This is a genomic window from Desulfopila sp. IMCC35008 (genome assembly GCF_010646885.2).
Taxonomy (GTDB): domain Bacteria; phylum Desulfobacterota; class Desulfobulbia; order Desulfobulbales; family Desulfocapsaceae; genus Desulfopila.
In genome coordinates this window covers 3895008-3916584 of record NZ_CP050700.1, presented here as the reverse complement: position 1 = coordinate 3916584, position 21577 = coordinate 3895008, and the positions used below count along the sequence as shown (strand labels likewise).

The 21577-nt window shown below is 48.4% G+C and carries 16 protein-coding genes; 9 read left to right on the top strand and 7 right to left on the bottom strand.

The features are described 5' to 3' along the window. The first annotated feature begins 22 nt into the window (after window positions 1-22). From GA520_RS17090 to GA520_RS17070, 5 genes are all read left to right on the top strand, one after another. A complete protein-coding gene (locus GA520_RS17090) occupies window positions 23-1066 on the top strand; it encodes an efflux RND transporter periplasmic adaptor subunit (RefSeq protein ID WP_240910121.1) in 1044 nt (347 codons plus the stop codon). Further along, window positions 1066-4179 (top strand): efflux RND transporter permease subunit, encoded by a 3114-nt coding sequence (locus tag GA520_RS17085; RefSeq protein WP_163337635.1) that lies wholly within the window; start codon window positions 1066-1068, stop codon window positions 4177-4179. Before GA520_RS17090 ends, GA520_RS17085 begins: the two co-directional genes overlap by 1 nt. After that, window positions 4166-5416 (top strand): TolC family protein, encoded by a 1251-nt coding sequence (locus GA520_RS17080; RefSeq protein WP_163337634.1) that lies wholly within the window; start codon window positions 4166-4168, stop codon window positions 5414-5416. The genes GA520_RS17085 and GA520_RS17080 overlap by 14 nt, the downstream gene beginning before the upstream one ends. Window positions 5417-5664: 248 nt before the next feature. Next, window positions 5665-6849, top strand: a complete 1185-nt coding sequence (locus GA520_RS17075; RefSeq protein ID WP_163337633.1) for an MFS transporter — start codon at window positions 5665-5667, stop codon at window positions 6847-6849. A gap of 379 nt (window positions 6850-7228) precedes the next feature. After that, window positions 7229-9175: an LTA synthase family protein gene (locus GA520_RS17070; RefSeq protein ID WP_163337632.1), complete on the top strand. Its 1947-nt coding sequence runs from the start codon at window positions 7229-7231 to the stop codon at window positions 9173-9175. Window positions 9176-9199: 24 nt separating this feature from the next. On the opposite strand, the gene GA520_RS17065 is transcribed toward GA520_RS17070, so the two are convergent. Beyond that, a complete protein-coding gene (locus GA520_RS17065) occupies window positions 9200-11845 on the bottom strand; it encodes a glycosyltransferase (RefSeq protein ID WP_163337631.1) in 2646 nt (881 codons plus the stop codon). Between the two features lie 262 nt (window positions 11846-12107). Further along, window positions 12108-13325 (bottom strand): HD domain-containing phosphohydrolase, encoded by a 1218-nt coding sequence (locus GA520_RS17060; RefSeq protein WP_163337630.1) that lies wholly within the window; start codon window positions 13323-13325, stop codon window positions 12108-12110. Window positions 13326-13498: 173 nt separating this feature from the next. Here GA520_RS17060 and GA520_RS17055 point away from each other — a divergent pair, with 173 nt between their 5' ends. The 4 genes from GA520_RS17055 to GA520_RS17040 all read left to right on the top strand — a co-directional run bounded on the left by GA520_RS17055 (window position 13499) and on the right by GA520_RS17040 (window position 19356). Further along, complete coding sequence (locus GA520_RS17055; RefSeq protein ID WP_163337629.1) at window positions 13499-13819, top strand: 2Fe-2S iron-sulfur cluster-binding protein; 321 nt, start codon at window positions 13499-13501, stop codon at window positions 13817-13819. 67 nt (window positions 13820-13886) lie between these two features. Then, window positions 13887-14621 (top strand): FadR/GntR family transcriptional regulator, encoded by a 735-nt coding sequence (locus GA520_RS17050; RefSeq protein WP_163337628.1) that lies wholly within the window; start codon window positions 13887-13889, stop codon window positions 14619-14621. 131 nt (window positions 14622-14752) lie between these two features. After that, entirely contained in the window at window positions 14753-17209 is a 2457-nt protein-coding gene (locus GA520_RS17045; RefSeq protein ID WP_163337627.1) for a PAS domain S-box protein, read from the top strand. Window positions 17210-17436: 227 nt separating this feature from the next. Next, window positions 17437-19356, top strand: a complete 1920-nt coding sequence (locus tag GA520_RS17040; RefSeq protein ID WP_163337626.1) for an LTA synthase family protein — start codon at window positions 17437-17439, stop codon at window positions 19354-19356. A 50-nt stretch (window positions 19357-19406) separates the two neighbouring features. Here GA520_RS17040 and GA520_RS17035 read toward each other — a convergent pair whose 3' ends face one another. The 5 genes from GA520_RS17035 to tsaA form a co-directional block, all read right to left on the bottom strand. After that, window positions 19407-19928, bottom strand: a complete 522-nt coding sequence (locus GA520_RS17035; RefSeq protein WP_240910120.1) for a DsbA family protein — start codon at window positions 19926-19928, stop codon at window positions 19407-19409. Between the two features lie 97 nt (window positions 19929-20025). Then, window positions 20026-20346: a hypothetical protein gene (locus GA520_RS17030; protein ID WP_163337625.1), complete on the bottom strand. Its 321-nt coding sequence runs from the start codon at window positions 20344-20346 to the stop codon at window positions 20026-20028. 146 nt (window positions 20347-20492) lie between these two features. Beyond that, the gene (locus tag GA520_RS17025; protein ID WP_163337624.1) at window positions 20493-20669 is read right to left on the bottom strand and encodes an ankyrin; all 177 of its coding nucleotides are present in this window, start codon (window positions 20667-20669) and stop codon (window positions 20493-20495) included. A gap of 50 nt (window positions 20670-20719) precedes the next feature. Further along, on the bottom strand, window positions 20720-20899 hold the full coding sequence (locus GA520_RS17020; RefSeq protein ID WP_163337623.1) for a hypothetical protein: 180 nt from the start codon (window positions 20897-20899) through the stop codon (window positions 20720-20722). A 195-nt stretch (window positions 20900-21094) separates the two neighbouring features. Continuing rightward, window positions 21095-21568 carry a tRNA (N6-threonylcarbamoyladenosine(37)-N6)-methyltransferase TrmO gene (gene tsaA / locus GA520_RS17015; RefSeq protein WP_163337622.1) on the bottom strand — a complete coding sequence of 158 codons (474 nt, stop codon included), beginning with the start codon at window positions 21566-21568 and terminating at the stop codon, window positions 21095-21097. Window positions 21569-21577: the final 9 nt, after the last annotated feature.

Genomic DNA, 21577 nt, shown 5'->3' with positions numbered 1-21577 from the left:
AAAGATAATGGGGATAAGCTGTGTGTCTGTTGTGGCACTGTTGCTGACAGATGTCGTATCTGTAATTGCTGCTGATGGTCCGCCTCCTGCCCGGGTGGTGATGGCCAAGGTGACGGAACAGGAAGTGGCTCAGAATCGTTCGGTAATCGGTGTGCTTTATTATGAACGAGTGAGCGATATTTCAACTGAGGTTGCCGGATTGGTGGAAAGCATCAAGGTAAACCAGGGTGATCATGTGAAAAAGGGTGATACACTGGTGTTGTTAAATACGGAAATCCTGGGTCAGGAGATAGCCCTGACCAGGACCCGAATTGAACAGGCGGAGCTGCGCATCCAGAATACGAAGAAGAATTTCGAACGACTGGAGAAACTGTATAATAAGGCGGGAGTCAGTGAAAAGGATTTTGACGATGCACTCTACGCCTACCAGGATGCTCAGAAGGAAAAACAGGCCAACCAGAATAGTCTGAAAAAGTTACTGATACAGAAGAAAAGATCAGCTATTTCGGCACCTTTTGCCGGTATTATCCTGAGCAAGGATGTGGATTCCGGTGCCTGGGTACAACAAGGGAAACAGCTGGTGAGTCTTGGCTCCAGCGACGATGTGTATGTGCGGGCACCTATCGCCGAGAATCTGCTGCAGTTTATTGAGATGGGGTCGGCTGTGCCTGTCACGATCACTGCTTTTGGCAGGGAAATTACCGGCGAAGTTATTGATATTGATCCTGTGGCTGATGTGAAAACCAAGAATATCTTTCTCAAAATAAAGATTGAGCCTCAGCCACTGGTGGCACAGAACATGTCGGCAACCGTCCATGTTCCTGCCGGTCCGAAACAGACCTTGCGGGTATTGCCGCGGGCGGCAGTTATCAAGTTCCAGGGGAAGGATTTCGTCTATACGGCGAAAGAAGGAAAGGCTGCCATCCTACCGGTTAATATCGTTACATTTATGGGAACGAGTGTGGCCGTGGATAATCCATACATTGTGGCAGGTATGTCGGTTGTGACGGAAGGTAATGAGCGTTTGCGCCCCGACCAGCCGATAGCCGTTGCCGGGGAGGAATAATGGATATTGTCGAATATGCATTAAAGAAACCGGTAACGGTGGCGGTGGGTGTGATCCTGGTGCTCATTTTTGGTGCTATCGGCCTGAAGAAACTGCCGGTGCAGTTAACACCTGACGTTGAAACGCCACAGATAACCGTGCAGACGACATGGGGTGGTGCAACACCTTATGAAATTGAAAAGGATATCATTGAAAAACAGGAAGAGGCGCTAAAAGGTTTGCAGGGGCTTACCAAGATGGAGAGTGCCAGCTACAACAACTTTGGTGAGGTAACGCTGTCGTTCCAGCTTGGCACCAAACTCGATGACGCGCTGCTCAGGGTCTCTAATAAACTTAATGAGGTGTCCGGGTATCCCGATTCTGCCAAAAAACCGGTTATCGAGGCGGCAGGTGCCAACAGTTCCCCTGTTATCTGGATGATGGTCAAGACCAAAGATCAGAACCCGAATCCTATCAATACGTACCGCACCTATTTTGAGAATAATGTCCGACAACATCTGGAAAGGGTGGAAGGTGTCGGCTCCCTGCTCATTTTTGGCGGTACTGAGGCGGAACTGCACGTTACCCTCAATATGGCGGAGATGGCCCGGAACAATATCACTATCAACCAGATTTCCGCGGCCATTCAAAATGCCAACTCCACGATTTCGGCAGGTGTACTTGGAATAGGGCGGAAAAATTATCGTATACGTACCATCGGGCAGTTCCAGAAACCGGAAGACGTGCTGGGTGTTGTTGTTTTCGACGACGGCTTGAAACGGGTCTATCTTCGCGATATCGCAAATGTTACTCCTGGCTTTGATAAGGAGAGCGGCGGCGTTTACCATAACGGTGTGCAGGGGATCGTTATCGGTGTTCGCAAGGAGCCTGGGGCAAACGTGATATCCATGACAGAACGTGTGGAAGAAGCGGTTGAAAAACTGAATGACGGGCTTCTTGCCGAGCAGCAGATCTACATCAAGATGGTGTACGACCAGCGTCCATACATAAACACCGCTATCGATCTGGTGAAACAGAATGTTGCCGTGGGTGGTGCCCTTGCCATACTGGTGCTGCTTACTTTCTTGAGGAGTGTGCGCTCCACCTTGACTACGGCGATTGCCATTCCTGTTTCCGTGACTGGCTCATTTATCTTTCTCTGGATTGCAGGGCGAAGTTTAAATGTTGTGAGCCTTGCCGGTATCTCTTTTGCGGTTGGTATGCTGGTGGATAACTCTATTGTTGTGCTGGAGAACATAGATCGGCACCGGAAGATGGGGAAACCGGCATTCAAGGCAGCATTGGAAGGGGCCAAGGAGGTGTGGGGGGCGGTATTTGCTTCTACAGCGACCACCGTTGCGGTCTTTTTGCCGGTTATTTTCATGCAGGAAGAGGCAGGGCAGCTATTTCGTGATATCGCCATTGCCATTACCTTTTCCATCATGTTGAGCCTGCTGGTTTCGATCACTGTTATTCCAACACTTATCAACCTTCTATACAGAAAGAGAGCGGTAAAAGAGAAGACAGGCCTGCAAAAATCCTTCATCGGTCCGGTTTTTGCCGGTGGTTTGATGTGGTTTTCCAACCTCTGTCTAAAAAACGTTTTTACCCGCATTATAACGGTGGTGGTGTTTACCGCCTTATCGGTGGGGCTGATATATAAACTGAAACCTAGCGCAGAATATTTACCTCAGGGAAACAGGAACCTGATTATCAATATCCTTATTCCTCCTCCTGGTTATTCGGTTGAAAAACTCAAGGAAATAGGAACCTATATCTATTCCGAATCGAAGCCGTACTTCGATGAAGATGGGAAAGACGGTTACCCGCAGATTAAGCAGATGTTTTATGTGGGAGCAGATCGCTTGACCCTGTTTGGCGGTATTTCCACCCATGAAACACGTGGTGCCGAATTGATTCCGTTGTTTTCACGGATCATGAATGCTATCCCCGGCTTTTACGGGGTCTCCTTGCAGGCGGGAATTTTCGAGAGCGGTCTTGGTCAGGGTCGTACCGTGGAGGTGAATATCTCCGGTGAGGATATCGACCAGATCGCGGGTTCCGCTATGATGCTTTATGGTGCTATAAGCCAGGCGATACCCGGCTCCCAGGTGCGTCCGGTGCCCTCTTTTGAAACGAGTTATCCCGAAATCAGGATTGTTCCCAATAAGGAAAAGCTTGCGGCAAACGGTCTGAATGAAAAAGATCTCGGAGTTTATGTCGATATCCTGATGGATGGCCGTAAGGTCGATGATTTCCGGCCTGAGGGCGTGAAACAGATGGACCTGGTGGTTAAAGGTCTGGACGCTCTATACGACACGCCGGAGAAGATTCTGAAGGCGACCCTTGTCAACTCCTACGGAGACCTCATTAAAGTGGGGGATGTGGCAGAGCTGGTGTATAGCCAGGGGATGCCACAAATCAATCACCTGGAGCGGAAACGAACCATCACCCTGCAGGTGACCCCACCCAAAACGGTACCGATCCAGGAAGCTATGGGCACAATTGAGAACAGTTTGATTCAGCCCATGAAGAATGAAGGAAAACTGACGGGTCTGGAGCTTACTATCGGTGGTAATGCGGATAAACTGGTAGAGACCGGCGAGGCACTGAAGTGGAACCTGCTGCTGGCGCTGCTGATCACCTACCTGTTGATGGCGGCTTTGTTTGAGAATTTTCTCTATCCGCTTATTATCCTGTTCAGTGTACCGATGGCTGCGGCTGGTGGTTTTGTCGGCCTGGTTCTGGTGAACAGGTTTGTCGCACCCCAGGGATTCGACGTTCTGGCCATGCTTGGATTTATCATCCTGATAGGCACCGTGGTCAATAACGCGATCTTGATTGTTCACCAATCGCTCAACAATGTGCGGTATCATGCCATGGTCGGAATCGATGCTGTTTCCGATGCGGTGCGGACACGTATCCGCCCCATCTTCATGAGTGCGACGACCAGTCTGCTGGCCATGACTCCGCTGGTGTTGTCTACCGGGTCCGGAAGTGAGTTGTACCGAGGCCTCGGTAGTATCCTGCTGGGTGGCCTGGCCCTGTCGACTGTCCTGACCCTGTTTGTTATACCGGCACTTCTTGCCTTTGTAATCGGATTTGAAAGGAGCAGAATAGATGAAAAAAGTTAGTGTTCTCTGCGGGTGTTTACTGCTGTCGGCTACAGCGCAGGCAACGGATCTTGCAACCATGCAGGAGACCGCTCTGAATAACAGGGCGGTCGTACAGCGCTATATTACTAATGTGGAACGAGGTGAACAGGATGTCACCCTTTCCAAGGGGGGGTATTATCCCTCGTTCGATCTTTATTACCGAGCCAATAGTCTCGATGAAGAAACTACGACTGAACATGAACAGAACAGTTTGGCAGGAGCCCGCCTGAGCTGGAATGTTTTTGCCGGGTTTCGTGATAAATACGGCCTGGAATCCGCAGAACAGCTGTATGAGGTGGAGCAATACCGTCTGCAGGGGCTGCGTCAGGATATCCAGCTTGGGGTGGCACTGAGTTATCTCAGTGTGTATGACCGGTTTGCCAGCCTGAAGGTGGCGGAGGATGCCTATAAAACACTGGAAAAGGTCTACCGGGATGGGAAAAACCGTTTTGAGGTGGGACTTATCGGCAAAAATGAGCTGCTTCGTTTCCGGGTTGATTACGATAATGCCGATATCACCATGAAGGCGGCAAAGGCCAATCTTGATAAAAGCATCAACAGTCTCTCCCGGGAAACAGGCGCATCTATCACTCTTGATGATCTTCACTTTGAAGAATTCAAGGAAATGCCCATTGGCCTTGATGAAGACGGGTCTGTGGCAAAAATGCTTGAAGAACGTAGTGAGTTAAAAGCCATGAAGGGCTTAATTGAGGCCTCCGGGTCGCAGATACAGGCCGCCTATGCAGACTATTATCCGCAAGTCGATCTGATCGGCAGTTACCAGAATTATGACGACGATTACATCAATGGTAATGGAGAGGCAACGGAGGATGAACTGCGGGCCCAGTTGGTGGTTTCCATGAACCTGTTTCGTGGTTTCACCAAAGAGGCAACAACAGCCAGGGCGAAGATCGAAAAAAGAGGCCTGCAGTACGATCTGCAGGAAATGCAGGATACCTATACAAATGACCTGCATAACCTGTTTATTGATTATCGGGTGAGCCTGGAAAATGTCGAGGTAGCCCGCCGTTCCATCGAACAGGCGGAAGAAAACCTTCGCATCACCCAGCTCAAGTATGATGAGGGTTTGCAGCGGGAATCGGACCTGCTTGATGCCATTTCCAATCTCTCCAGGGCTCAGGGCAATATGGTCTCTGTTATTCGAACAGTGTTTTTAAACTACTTTCAGATTATGAGGATGGTGAACGGTTTTTAGGAGGCAGTCCGAGAATACCCTTTCTTCCCTGGCGTTTCGTTATTTGTATAAAATTAAGGCTCGCGATATCAGTAATATGGGCTGTGCTTGATTTTCTACAAATGCCTTGAACCGGGCCAAAACGGCAATTCTAGGACACACTCCTCGTTCGAAATTCTCCTTTGGGCAAAATCGCCTGATATAATACAGTTTATTTGCCGATCCCCGAACCTGAGGAACGCGGTTTAGGGATCGGCTTTTTTTCCTTTATGGAACGACAAACATTTATAACCATACTGCTCTCGGTTTTTATCGCCCTGTTGGGGATAGGCATCATTATCCCGGTGATGCCGGTGTTTGCGACCGAGTTGGGTGCATCGGGTTTTTCACTGGGCATGATTATTGCCGCATTTTCGGTAAGCAGGGGGCTTTTGCAGCCTATAGTGGGCAATCTTTCTGATAAGTTCGGGCGTAAACGTTTCCTGGTGGCAGGTCTTTTTATTTACGGGCTGGTCGGCCTGCTGATTCCTCATGCTCAGTCTGTGGTTCATCTTATCACCATTCGGGGATTTCATGGTATCGGTTCAGCCATGATCGTGCCGATCGCTATGGCCTATATGAGTTTTCTGGCACCGGCAGGGCAGGAAGGGAAGTACCAGGGCTATCTTAATATCGCTGTTTTTTGTGGCATCGGCTGTGGTCCTGTGATTGGTGGAATACTTGCTGATGCCTGGGGTTTGGCATCTGTCTTTTATGCCATGGCACTTTTCAGTTTCGTGGCCTTCCTGCTGGTCATTCGAACTATGCCGGCCATCGTTCCCAAAAGGAATAAGGACCAGGATGGCATCTATCGAAGTGTTATTCGCATGATCCATAGACGCCGGACCGTCGGCATACTCGCAGCCCGTTACGGTACCATGGTTATTATGGTGCCGACCATGGCTTTTTTGCCTCTTCTTATGTCCGGCTGGCAGGGAGTGACGGGGATCCAGATAGGTATGGTGATTGCCGCCCGAACTCTTGTCAATGCCGTCTTACAGGTTCCTTTCGGTAAGTTTGCAGATCGCAGCAACAAGGTTGTTTTACTCCTGGCCGGGACCTCTGTCATGTGCTTTGCGCTTGCGCTGGTTCCATCCGCGTCAACCTTCGTGCATATGATCCTGATTTATATGTTACTCGGTTTTGGGGAAGCGGTGATCTGGCCTGTTTTAGGGGCTTACGCCTCAGAAGAGGGCCGAAACCATTTTGGTCACGGGACCATGATGGGTGTCTTCAGCCTGGCAATGAGCGCAGGTGTTTTCACCGGCGCCATCCTTGCCGGATACAGTATGGATAACTGGGGGATGCCCTATGCCTTCTATCTTTGCGCAGTGACCGTGCTGGTGGTTACCTTCAGCTCGTCCTGGCTGATTGCAAGCGGAAACCGGATGGACGAAAGCGACAGGAATGGATAAGCCGCAAAGCCAATTCTTTTCAGCACTGTCGGTGAGTCATTTGTTTCTGCCTGGTGTTAGGACGGATACTACCTGGCCGGTTGATGATTTACCCGAGAAGAGAGATACAACCATCTTTACAATGTAATTACAAAATGTTATCACTCTTAGGTCTCATTTTATAAAGCCAGCGGGCTTGTTTCGCCTCCTAAGTACCAGAGTTTTCATATTGAACCGTACGTTTTCTTCAATCATTATTGCAATACCGTGTTTCTTCCCGGTCCTCAGGCGATTATGGAGTTCAGCGTTTAGTCAGCCTGCTGGGATTTTATCCGATCTGGGTTTTGGCCTTCTGTTTTTTATTCTTGCCAGGCAAGGCCCGCGATGGTTTCGGGGCATTATGATAACTGGCTGGACTCTTTTCCAGGTAATGTCCCAGGAGCTGCTGGCCGTAATGCAGCGTCTGCCTGTCTTGCAGGATTTTAACTACCTGCTTGACCCAGGATTTATTTTAAATTCTGCAGCAGGTTTTCACATATCATTTCCTGTTTATGCTACCGCTTTTACCATTTTTTCATGTTGTGCCATTGGTGTTCCAACGTCCGAGGTACGGTGGGGGAAATTGATTACCGGACTGGTGGCCTCCTGCCTGATTTTTGGCCTGCATCATTTCGTCAGCACCGCTGATAGTCGTCAGGGTATCGCAGCCAGATATAATTCCCTGCACTGGATGATAGCTGGTTCGCTGTTTCTACCGGACAGGGATGACAGGGAATACAGTACCGTAGATTTACCGCAGAGTCTTCGGGTTGTCGACCTGGATGGGAAAAAACTCATTGGCAGCGGTACGGCCCGCAATGTACTCATTGTGGCTTTGGAAGGAATCTCAGGACTGTACCTTCCTGAAATGCGTGAGTGGGCAGGTGTGGACTCCGATATTTACCGAATGGACAAGCTGGCCCGGGCCATTCCCGATGCCATGCTGATCCCGGACTTTGTCGATCACAGTCACCAGACTATTCGTGGTCTGTATTCCCTCCATTGCGGTGATTTCAGCAAGTTGTCTTTTGATATGCCCAAGGCGCTTGAGCTGTTAGCTCATCCCCAAAGAGCTGGGCAATGTCTTCCCGCCCAGCTGAGGCAAAACGGTTGGGAAAGCCATTACCTGCAGGGGGCCGGTCTGCAGTTCATGAATAAGGAAAAGGCCATGCCGGCTATGGGGTTTGACCAGGTGCACGGGGTCGAGTGGTTTACTGAACGAGTTCACCATGATTTTCATTGGGGGACAACCGACGACGATTTTTTTCTGGGTGCACGAAAATATGTTTCCGGGTTGCAGCAGCAGGGGAAGCCGTGGTTTTTATCCCTGTTGACAGTGGGAACCCATCAGCCGTTTGGGGTTTCAGATGAGCTGGCGGAGAAATACGGATCCCGTAAGATCGCTTCTGTGGCCAGACTGGATGAGGCGGTCAGCGAGTTTATAAACGGACTGCGTGAAGACGGAGTACTGGAGGACACCCTGGTTCTCATAACTTCGGATGAATCCCACGGGGGGGAGGGTGCAGGCTGGCACAGCAGTTGGGGGATGGCTGTTATCCTGGCCCCGGAACGAGACCGTCTGCCACGAATAAAAAAAGGAACCTATGGACTGGTTGATGTTGAGGCTTCGATTCTGGATTATCTTGGTCTGCCATTGCCACAATCTCTTCTTGGCAGGAGTTTTTTTCGGGACTATGGTACCGGTCGCGAAATGGTCTCATACAGCGCCAGTAAGCTCCGCTGGCAGACTGCCGAAAACGATCTGTATGAATGTGGCAGGGATGGGAATTGCCTGAAAATGACGGGTCAAGCCCTGATTGGTTTACGCCGGGAGAACAATGCAACCAGAAGTGATACCAGCGCTCCCCGCCTTTTCGGGTTGGCGGCCGTGCTGGATAATGGTCTTCGGCAGAATTTCGATAAACAGGTTCTGCAATTTGCCAGCGGTGAAGTACGTGTGCTACCGGAAAAAATTAAGAACGAATGGACCGATAACCTTGTAGGAGCCCAGTATCTGGCTTTTCCAAAGGACTCCACGGTTCATGTTGATATCCAGCTTAAGGCTGTAGCCACCGGACCCCAGGGAGTGCAGATGAAAATGAAACTGCGTCAGTTTGAGCAGGAGGTTCAATCAATCAACTACCCTTTGTTTCCGTTGTTACGTACCGGTGAAGGTTGTCGGGTACAGTTTGCTTTTGACAATTCCGAGGCTCGACAGGCCTTCTCCTTTCACGTGGTGGGAGAGGGGAAAGATGCTAAAATAAGGTTTGATAAATTCGAAATAACCATAGAACAACATAAGAGTTGATCCGGAAAATTGCGTATCTACCGATTATGACTGCAGTGGATTTGGGTTTACCTCTTTGTTTTCTCCATCCCCTGGATGAGCAGAGGGCTTTTCTGGATCTATCAGCCGGGAAGATAAACCCGGACATGAGCTTGCAAAAGACATGATAATGGCAGCAAGATAAGGCGTCGCCTGGACAGCAAGTACGATGATCCATATCAACATATCTGTAGAATCTATTCCCTGTTGCCGAACAAGAGTGTCGGCAGCAAGTAGCAGAGCGATGGCCATCAGAGCCTCCTCCCGGGTGGAGTTTAAAGCATAGAGGAAATTGCTCCCGGCAGCTTTCTTTGGTGTCCTGAAAAAGGGAAGATTTTTTGTGATAAAACCGTAAAGAATGGCTTTAGCGATGGTGTGGGTAAGGGCCAAGCCCGCGATAGCTGAAGCAAAGGTCTGTACCCCAGAGGCGCTGACCCTGTGCTGATACAGGTAAAACATCTTGGCCATCTTGAAGACAAAGAAGGTCAGTGGCACAATGGTCAGGATGACAAGGGGCGGCTCGAAAGTATTCGGCCGGTTTATCATTCCCACCGACCAGGCAAGTGCCGACAGGGTAAACAGCAAGTTGATACTGTCCGCCATCCATGGTAGCCAGCCGGCGACGAAATGATAACGTTGTCCGTAGCTGAGTCGACTCTGGCTTTTGCGAACCAGTTCACGCCAGTGGTATTTCATTATCTGCACTGCACCATAGGCCCAGCGATATCGTTGTTTTTTAAAGTCGATAAAGGTATCGGGCGTAAGTCCTTTGCCGTAGCTTTTGGCGACATACAACGCCTCATGCCCGCACTCCAGGATTTTCAAGCCGAGCTCGGCATCTTCGGTAATGCACCATTCAGCCCAGCCCCCCACATCTTCAAGAACGGTTTTACGAACCATGGTCATGGTTCCATGTTGAATAATGGCATTCCGCTCGTTGCGGATGACCATGCCTATACTGAAAAAAGCCCGGTATTCAGCATAGCACATGGCCTTAAAGAGATTTTCCCGGTTATCCCTGTAGTCCTGCGGTGCCTGAACGATGGCAATTTCCTGCTTTGAAAATTGTGGAACCAGGTCGCGAAGCCACGTGGGTTCCACTACGTAATCACTATCAATGACAGCCACAACCGTTGCATCTTCTGCCGTCTTTTTAAGACTGTAGTTGAGTGCTCCTGCCTTGAACCCGGCCAACGGATTTTTATGGAAGAACCTGAAATTTGGACCAAGACGTTTGCAGTGTTCCTCCACCGGTTGCCAGGTGGCTGCATCATTGGTGTTATTGTCGATAACGATAACCTCGAAATCCGGGTAGTGCAGCCTGGCCAGGCCGTTCAGGGTTTCAATCATCATATCCGGTGGTTCATTGTAAGTCGGGATATGGATAGAAACCTTGGGCAGATCAACATCTTTCATCTTTATCGGCTGCAGGGGGCGACGGCCAACTGTTCCCCAGAGGGATTCCGCCCATTCATGTGATTCAGCCAATAACACCACCGCGAAACCAAGAAGGCCAATGATAAGCAGTATGCCGATAAAGATTGTGGAGATGGTCAAATATTGCCGGGTATAGCTGTACACAATCCAGACTGCGCCACTGGCAGATATAAAAGCCACTGATGCCAGAAAGCCTCTGCCCCAAAAACGCAGGAGTTTGCTGTCGATTACCAACAGCATAAAGGCCATGGCCGCAAGCACCACAGAAACCCCTGCCAGCATCTGCCACTCGGGAATCTCAACGATAGGCTGGGTAAAAGAAAATTTGGGGAGTCGGTCAGCATTATAAACACCCCAGTAGGCACCAACACCACCCTCACGGCTTTTGCTTTTCCAGGGTTGGTCAAATGCCTCCAGGACATAATATATGTAGTTGTTTTCCTCGGCATGTTCAAGAAAACGGCGGAGAAAAGTAGCCTGGTTGGCAAGTGACGCGACGGCATCCCCCTTGGTTCTGCCGATGCTTGGCCAGCCAACCTCAGTGATGACAACAGGTTTATCCGGATAATTCTGCCTGAGAATATTGTACCCGGTGACAACATGGTCAACAGCATGTTCCAGATCTACCCCTTCCCAGTAGGGGAGCATATGGGAGGCTATGAAATCCACATGTTCCGTGAGCTCTTCATGTTCCCGCCAGACGTGCCAGGGTTCCGCTGTGCTCACAGGAATATCAAGAGCGCTCTGCACTCGTTCCAGATAACCGTTAAGCTGCTTTATGGTGAGGTCTCCGCGCAGGATCACTTCGTTGCCGATAATAACACGGATAACGTTCTTATAGTGTTTCCTGGCAAGTTGTATGACCGTCTTTATTTGCTCTTCATTTGTTGTGAGATCATCGTCCAGCCAGGCCCCAAGAGTCACATTGAGGTTGTGTTTTTGGGCCAGTGGGGGGATTTGGGCAAGTACTCCCTCAACTGAATAGGTACGTACTGCGTTGGTTTTTCCTGCCAATAGTTCCAGGTCTGCATCTATCTCAGCAGGTGTAGGGAACGATTTTTTCAAAGGATCGTTCCACGATCGCATGGGAGAGAAAGAGAATCCCTGGATACGAGTCGGCCAGGGAGGTTCAATTTCCGGCCGGTTCAATAATCCCCAAAGGGTAATGAAGACAATTATTGCAGCAATACAGGTCAGGATATTTGTTCGCGTCATACGAATAAATTAACTGGGAAATTGGGCAGTTGAAGAGTTGCTTGTGCCAACTGTCACAAGGTTTTTTTGTTGTCTGGATGTCAAATTTGACAGAGGTGTAGACTACTAGCCAATTACGTATAGTGACGCAATAAAAAATTGATATTAATTGATATTTTTTCCGAACTCACCCGTTTGCCAATGTTGTGGAATAGGGAGTTTTCGATCGAAAGAATGGAAGTGTGAGAAAGTGTATTTTGCAGTATTACCCTGTGATTAAGTGTCAATGGGTCATGCTCGCTTTTTGATAGCATTCTTGCGGTCTGTCAGCGATTATCCCGACGATGTCCCGGTCGATTTTATTGCCTTCGGCCATTTTGTGCAGTATGAAAATGGTTTCCTCAACCGGCAGGGATGATCGATAAGGGCGGTCCTGGATTAAGGCCTGGAAGATGTCGGCGACCATGATGATACGGGACTCGATGGTGAGTTCATTTTCGTTTCGCTTGAAGGGATAACCGCTGCCATCTAGTTTTTCATGATGATTTGAGGCCCAGGTCGATATGTCTTCCAGCCCTGCAATCTTGTTTAGGATGACAAAAGTTACATAGCTGTGGTGGCGCATGATGGCCAGTGATTCCCCTTCCAGGCCGCCATTGAAGTCCAGTATTGTATCGGGTATCTGCAGTTTACCGATATCGTGCAGCAGGGCTGCAACCTCAATTTTCTCACACACCGTTTCCGGGAGGCGGCAACAATTAGCAAGATAGGCTGCCAGTCTTGCCACACCGGCCGAGTGTTCCGCCGTAAAGCGGCTTTTGGCGTCAACGACCTGAGCAAAAATACGCGCCATATCTTTAAATTGTCCGCCGTCGAGAGTTATGGGGTCACTTTGCTGTTGTTGTTTGTGGATATAGTCATTGAGGTGCAAGGGGGCCTGGGTTATCCAGAATGCCTCTATCTCTGAGGCTTGCAGGAAGATATCAACCAGTTCGGGGTGAAAATAGGTGTTCCGGAGGGTGTCAATCTTGTTACATATGGCAGTACGGTTGGCCAGCCTGTTCGGTGTTGACGCCATTGCCCCCAAGGCATCAACCCGGTCCAGGAGAAAAATCAGGTTGGCATCGACTTTCGTCTGGAAGGAGAGGTCTTGTTTTTTCAGGTCTTGCCAGCGGCGATGGTGGTGCCGTGTGATCTCTGAAAATTCTGAGAGGGGAGCAAACGAATTCAGCCGCTCCGCACCAACCTGGCAGTGAGTGTCTGAGTTTTCCCATTCAAGTTCGTTCACCAGGTTTTTATGAACCGTGGTTGAGGAAACGCCGCAGTCGTGGAGCAATCCGGCCCGATACAAAAACTGTTTTCTTTCAAGGGACTCACCCATCAGATCACAACAGGCTGCAGCCATAAAAGCGACTCGTTTTCCGTGTTGCAGTTCGTCTACCCCGACGAGGTCGATGGTGTCTGAAAGGGCATGAATGAACTGGCCGTAGTCTATTCTCATAGAAGTCGCTATGGTGTGAGGCATAGGGGTTTATTAACGTTCTGTCAGTATCGTGAGGGTATACCAGAGACTCAGTATATGGTATCATGAATGTTTTCGGTTTGTAAGAAATTTTCAACGATGCAATAAGCGGATAGGGACGTGCAGTCGGGATAACAGAAAACAGGATAAAAATGGCACCGAAGATAACCATTGAAAATCTCAATGTAACCATTGAAGCCAGGCCAGGCATGAGTCTGTTAAATAGCCTCTTGTATGAGGAACAACCGATACATACTGTTTGCGGAGGGAGAGCAAGATGTGGTTGCTGTCGGGTACGGATTGTATCGGATGGCAAGGGTATTTCACCGCCTAACGAATATGAAAAGAACCGGCTTGGAGAAGAGGCACGCAAGGAAGGATGGCGATTGGCCTGTCAAACAACAACTCTCAGGGATGTGACGATTTGGCTGCCGACCGATGGTGAACTTGAAGCAGATTGTGCAAAATCGTAAATCATTATTTTTTTTAACCGTTTAAGAGTGGTTTCAGTTTAACTATTTATTTGAGCGATAAATTTTCATGCCAACAGTGAAGATCGAGACAACATCCAGGGTCGATGCGGTGGTTAATATTCTCACCGAAAGAATTTATGAAGGATATTATCCCCCGGGATCAAAGCTGCCCAGCGAGCGTAAACTGCAGGATGAATTCGGGGTGGGAAGGCTGGCGCTGCGTGAGGCACTTAGCAGGATGAACGCGGTGGGCATTATCGAGACGTCCCACGGGAAGGGAACCTTTGTTCAGGACGATGTTAAAATCGGTACCCTGAAAAATGTGTTGATTCCCTATTTTGCCCTAAACGATTCAGTCAGGTTAAAGGACTTTGTCGAGGCTCGTGGTATGATAGAAGGGGAGATCGCCTGGCAGGCCGCCCGCAGGTGTACCCGGGAAGATATTGTACGGTTGCGGTCCATTCTCGATTATGACTTTCCGGCCACTGCCACACGCAGTGATGTCGCCAGCCAGGACCTGAGCTTTCACCGGGCGCTGTCCCGCATAGTCAATAATCATTTTCTTGATCTGATGCATGAGGCCTTGACCTCTCACACCAGGGCTTTTCTGGAGCGATATGTCCGAAGTAAACCAACACACAGGGAAGTAATGGAAGCACATTACCCGATCCTCGAAGCGATCCGACAGGGGGATTCAGAGATGGCTCGTGAACTTGCCCGCCGCCATATCTCTTTTTCGATGAAAGTATACGAGGATTTTGTCAAACAGGAAAAGAAAAATTCCGACAGGATCTTTAATTAACACGGTGAGGGTAGCTTTGCAAAAATTTGACTTCAGGAGTGTTTGGCTATAAAATCACAGCCAAAAGATGACGTGACGAATTCCCTCTTTTCCCGCAGTGAAACAACACCTTTTGGATCGAGACAGGGCTTATGACAAGCAGTCGGCAGACATCGGAAAAAGAACGCTCCGAGATAATCATCCAGGCTCTGTACCGGCTTTCAAATGTTGTAAGTTGTGCTGCAACACTCAAGGATCTCTATACATTTATCCACGAGGCCATAAGTCCGGTACTCGATACCTCCAATTTTTATATCGCCATATACGATTCTGCCGCGGATACCCTGACATTTCCCTATTTTGTGGATGAAAAGGATTTTTCTTTCTCCGCTGTCGCAAATGTCAGTGCAACCGATACCAACTCAGCGGAAATTATCCGGACAGGTACAGCGATAATGATGTCGCGTGAGCAAACAGCTCGCTTGCGGAGCGGGACCATTCGGCATCATTACGAGTCGACGATTGCTGAGATATGGCTGGGTGTGCCGTTAAAGGCCAGGGGACAGGTTGTCGGTGTCATGACCGTACAGAGTTATAGTGATCGCAATCGCTTTAGCAAGGGGGATCTCGATTTTCTGGGTAGTGTTGCGGGCCTGATAGGGCCTGCGATTGACCATCTGCGAGTGGAACAAGCCCGGCAGGATAGTGAACTTCGCTATCGTCGTTTATCGGAAAATACCACGGATTCAATATATGTGGCCGATGCGCAGGGTCGGTTTGTCGATGTGAACCGTGCCGCTTGCCAGGCTCTTGGCTACTCGCGGGATGAGTTTCTCCGGATGACGGTTCAGGATATCGACAATGATATTGATAACGATACCTTCAAGTCCTATCATCGCAATACTCCTGAAGGGACAAACCTCAAATTTGAGGCAGTACATCGTCGACAGGACGGCTCCTGTTATCCTGTTGAAATTTCCAGTCTGAAATACCGGGAGAATGACAAGGATTACATGATCGGTATGGCCCGTGACATTACCGAGAGAAAGAAAAGCGAGGAAGAACTGCGTATTTTTGCTGAAAGGATGCAGGCCTATTTCAGTTCAGCAAATGATGCAATAGTGGTACACCCTCTGCACGAAAACTACTTTTCATGCTTTGTAGAAGTAAATGATGTGGCCTGCAGCCGGTATGGCTACAGCCATGATGAATTTCTGCAACTTACGGCAAAGGATATTACGAAAACTGAGGATTTAAATGCGCATGAAATGTTGGCTCATCGCGCAGAGTTGCTGAAAAGTGGTAGCAGAATGTTTGAAACCATCCACATTAAAAAAAATGGAGAGCAGTTTCCCGTTGAAATAAGCAGCAATGTCATCAAGCAGTTTGATAAGCCTTTTATTCTCTCTGTGGTCAGGGATATTTCTGAGCGCAAGAAAGCTGAGGCAGAGCGGGAGAAGCTGGAGCAGCAGCTGAACCAGGTGCAGCGGATGGAATCTATCGGTCGTCTGGCCGGTGGGATCGCTCATGACTTCAACAACCTGCTGATGGGTATCCAGGGCCGGCTATCACTCCTTCAGGTAGCCGAAGGGGTGTCGATTCCGATGCATGAACACCTTGATGCCATGAATGAGTATATCAAGAGTGCCACAAGCCTTACTGGACAATTGCTGGGGTTTGCCAGGGGTGGAAAATACAATACGGAAGTGATTGATGTAAGAGAGCTGGTCCGGACCAGCTCTGCCATGTTTGGGCGAACCAAGAAGGAGATACGAATTCGGGTCGATGAGTGCGAACAGCAGGTGGTTGTGGAAGCAGACAGGCAGCAGCTGGATCAGGTACTGTTGAATATGTATATCAACTCCTGGCAGGCAATGCCTGGTGGGGGCTCCCTTGTTATTACGACCTTTGTCAAAGTGGTGGAAGAGGAAACAGCTTCACGCTATCGGGTCAATCCTGGTCGATATGCCGGAATTACCATCGCGGATACCGGGATTGGTATGGATGATGAGTTGCGGCAGCACATCTTCGATCCGTTTTTCACTACCAAGGAGAAAGGGCGCGGAACCGGACTCGGATTGGCTTCTGCCTATGGAATAATCAAGAATCACAGCGGATTCATAACCGTTGAGAGTGAATTGAACAGAGGTTCGGAATTTACCATCTATCTGCCGGAGAGCGTAAAGGAGATAACGAAAGATGAAATTGTACCACGCGCTGAAATAAGAGATGGAACCGGTACTATCCTTTTGATTGACGACGAAGAGATGATTCTCAATGTTGGCTCTGCCATGCTTGAACAGCTCGGTTATACTGTTGTTCCTGCTGGTTCAGGGGAACTTGGCCTGGATATCCTGAAAAAAGGAGATGTCGTCATTGACCTCGTTATCCTCGACATGATCATGCCGGGAATGGATGGCGGGGAGGTCTTTAGCGCGATCAAGGAGAGATGGCCGGTTCTGCCCGTAATCTTGTCGAGTGGGTACTCCCTGGATGGGCAGGCCGGGGAAATCATGGATCAAGGCGCCCGGGGGTTCCTGCAGAAACCTTTTACGCTCTCTGCCTTGTCCGAGGAGTTGCAGTTGGTGCTGCATGTTGAGGGCGGTTGAAAAGGCCCCTGGAGTAAAGTTTTTCTACCATAGCTGTTGGTGTTCTTCTCCCTTCCTTTTATATTTTTTCATAGTTTTAGCGTTTGCCCCATTCTGACAAAAATGCTAATAACACCCCACATTTTTTGCACACCTTTGGTGTATTGATAGTTCCATTTTATCTATGTTACAGAAATCCTCTTATTTTCAACGTTCTGCAGTTGGAGTGAAGGAATTGGGAAAGAATTATGTCTATAAAAGAGATTGCCACAGCCAGGATGTCCAAAGAGCTGGTCTTTACTTCTTATCTCTTGTTTGTGTCACTTCTGTTTGTTGTCCTGTTTAGTGTGCAGCTCAAATATGATTTCACGTTTTCGGACGTGTTTGTTCTCCTTCCTTTATTGTTTAGTGTCCACATCGTTGAAACAACAGTCGCAGCAACCTTGGGATTATTCCTGTTACGTCATCATATAATTATCCGGATAATATATTATCTCCTGCTCTCCCTCTATATCGTTGTGGTGTTTGTCCAGTATTACTCCTTCTATTATGGGAAGGAGTATGTGTCGCAGGTGGCTATAGAGAACATGGATCATATTGACCTGTTTTTCACGCCAGGCCGTATCGCCATCGTTGCCTGTGTCGGCTTAATCCTTGTTGTTCTGCCTGTTTGTATAGAATACTTTTTTGTGCTGAAGAAAAAGAAGAGTTCTTCTTTTGTCGTTATCAGTGTCTTGTGTTGTCTGTCGATTGTTACGGGTTGTAGTCAGTATATTTACCCCGATAGTGTTCTTCAGAAACGCGATGAATGTTTCAAGTCAAACAGCCTTGAATACATCGGCCCTGTTACCGCCCTCTATGAGGCTCTTTTTGTCCGCGGTTCTGTATTGGGTGAAGACTATGAATATATGCAATTAAGCATGAAACAGGCAGTTGATGTTGAACGATTTGGCTTTACCATGAATGCCCGGGCAGAGTTCCCCTTTATTAAGGAGCAGGTCTACACATCGCCCCCACCGTTCGAGTTGAAAGAGGAGATCACTACAAAACCAAACGTGATTATCTTTTTTACAGAAGGGTTTTCTGCCAGATCAATGAGGAGTTATGGGTCCAAATACGAAGATTTGACCCCGAACATTGATAATTTTGTCAAGTCTTCGATGTTGGTAAACAATTACTACAACCATACGGCTGCAACCTATCGGGGATTACATGGTCAGCTCTGCTCCATCTATCCTGAATTTGGTGGGGTTGCCTGGATGAAGTATTTTGATTCTCTTTCCGAGAGGGATTACTACTGTTTAACTGATGTATTTGAACAGGAAGGATATGAGACCGTGTTTCTTGATTCCCATCACAAGGAGCACATCTCGAGAGTTGACGAGCTAATTTCAAACCTCGGCTTTGATACCGTGCTGACCGGGGATGTGCTTTCAGATAAATACCTGGGAGGGCAAGGTCCTTTTATAAAAAATGCCTATTCGGATAAACAGTTCATGAAGAGCCTTGTTGCCTACTTAAAGGAAAGGGAGACTGAGGCATCTGGCAAGCCGGTGATGGTAAGCCTCTATAACTTTGGAACACATGCCATGTTGCCTATGACGGAAGATGGTAAAAAGTATCGGGACGGCACGAATGAGCCGCTGAATACTATCCATAGTTATGATGCTGCCTTCGGGATTTTCTGGGAATATTTTCAGGCCTCGAGCTATGCTGAGAACACTATTGTTGTCCTGACAGCGGACCATTGCCACTATCCTGAGAAACCTTTTGTTGACGCATTTGAGGAGCCGGGGTATCAACCATACTTCGTCGACAGAATCCCGCTTGTTATTTATGACCCGACCAGGAAGTTACCAGAGACCTATGAGGCGGATTATTCAACTTCAATTGATTTCAGCCCAAGTCTGACCCATTACCTTGGTATGGAAAATAGTCGGAATTCGTTTTTGGGTTCATCGATTTTTGAGAAGGGGGAGAATGAATATTCGGGTCTCGGGACTGCATATTTCGGTTCCAAACAATACTATTTCATTGATAACGGGACCGTTCACCGTCTTCATTTTCCGGAACAGCATGAAGAAAAATTGCGATCGTTCAGACGATTTATGTCTATTGTCAAGCGGCTGGAGCTTAAAAATAAAATTTGGGATGGAGGGGACAAATAGCTTGTCTGGTATCCTAACCCAATCACCGTGTCTCTAAGTTGACCTGTTGTCTATAAAGATATATTTTTCGAGTTCTGCAGGAGAAAGTCCCTGAGGGTTTGATAATTCTGTGCCCCTACCAGGTGGTTGTCTCCGATTACAAAGGTGGGGGCTGCCTGGATGCCCTTGCTTCTGGCTATTTCCCAGTCCTTTTCCACATCGTCTGCATAGCGTTTAGTGGTCAGGATCTGTTCTGCCTCAGCACTGTCCAGTCCAGATTGTCTGGCAATATCGAGTAAAATATCTTTTTGGGCAATATTGAGTCCCTTGGCAAAGTAGGCCTTGAAGACAGCCATGTGGAAAGCGTGTCCTAATCCCTTTTCTTCAGCCCATATGCCCAGTTCCTGCGCCTTGCGGCTATTGTAGGTCATGTGGCGATCGCCAAACGCAAGTCCGAGGCTTATAGCTGTTTGCTTGAGCTGTGTAACCATAGCGCTGATTCTGTCTGAATCCGTATGGAAGAGCTGTTCAAGGGTAATGCCTTCCTCAGGTGTTTCCGTGTGCAGGGGAAACATGCGCCAGTGGATCCGCACGTCATATTCTTTAGCAAGTTTTTCAATACTCCCGGTAATGAAATAGCACCAGGGTCAGATATAGTCTGAGAAAATTTCCAGTACAGGTTTCATGTTCTTACTCTTGTTCGGGGATGATGCCGCGTTCGGGGTTACTGACAACCCTGCCACACCGCGGGCAGCTGAGGATAAGCCTGGCATTGGAGAATCCGGCGCCGTATTCTGCCGAGAAATGACCTGACGAACCACATAGGTCGCATCTGGCGGGGAGGGTGCCGTTTCGTAACCCCATACCAAGAAAGATACCGACAGCTGCCAGCAAGCTAAAGCCGATGAGGGATGTTCCCTCAAATTCCAGAAGATATATGATGGCCAGTGACAGGGCGATGATGGCACCTGAGAAGCGCAACCAGTGAAATCTGACAAAGCTAAGATACATAAGAGGCGGATACCGGGTGTAAATAAAGTATTGAATAGTCTTTACAGGGGACTGTTGGGCTCTGTTTCCAGATCGAACCTGTGCTTAAACGCAAAACGCACCCTGCCTTGTAATGCAGGGCGCGTAAATTTTAAACGTACAAACTTTTATTCTTCGTAACCCAAACCTTTGCAGGTGGGGCAATCCTCATCCGGTGTGCAATGCAGGCCGTCGTCAAGTTCGTCATTACTGCTACCGCTCCACTCGGAACTTACCTCGCAGACACCCTCAATAATTTTTTTCCCCTGGCAGGTTGGACATGGCTTTCTGGTTTCTTCAGTCATGAGCTACTCCTTTCATTGATTTTTGCGTATGCTTGGTTTTGCGGTGGGGGTTATTCTTTGACGAGGTAGGTCCTCAGCTTTTCCATAAGGCTGTCAGGTGGGTCCTCGTCGTACATGAACGATTCTGCCTCTTCCCCGGTTATTTGCTCCTTTAATTCAATCGGGAGCGACCGTAAGAGAGCTACACGTTCCGGATTTGGCTTTCCTTTTCTTTGTTTCTTTTCAGTCACGATTAATTGTATGTCGTAATGAGAAAACTGTACAGTTTCACTTTTCAGCAAATTTTAAGTTCACTATGAACCTACATTGGTTCCGAAGTAGCCCGCTGTCAATAGCAAGAGACAAAATAGTAACAATAACTATTATCGAAAAATCCGAGTGACGTGAAATAACCCGCCCAAAAAGGCGAAAGAAGAGATTTGGAATTAGAGAAAACGGTTGTCTGAACGTTTTTGGGTGACCTCCTCAATACTGCCCTGCATCCAGCCACTACGGCTTTTCTCGACGTAATCAAAAGACTCAATATACGGCTTGAGGTCAAGCAGGGGTGTTCTATCCAGAACATCAATGCCCCTCAGTTCGACGATATTATTTTTTACACCTGTAATTTCGACAATTGAAAGCCCTATGTGGTTGGGGCGAAGGGGGGAGCGGGTGGCGAATATTCCCCTTGCAACTGTATCCATGAAAGGAATGACGGAAAGGGCGGATCGTGAGGCCTTGTGCAGGTGGTAGATCAGGTAGGCATGGCTGAAGCCATCAAGATCCTGAAGACCTTCTGCATACTTTTCGAGAATTTCGATAGAACCAGTAACTTTATTGGCTCCCCGAGGTTGAATCGGCATATCAGTCAGTTCCGTATAGGGGGTTCGAATATAGCCGATTGGTGAGAATTCCATGATGTTGTA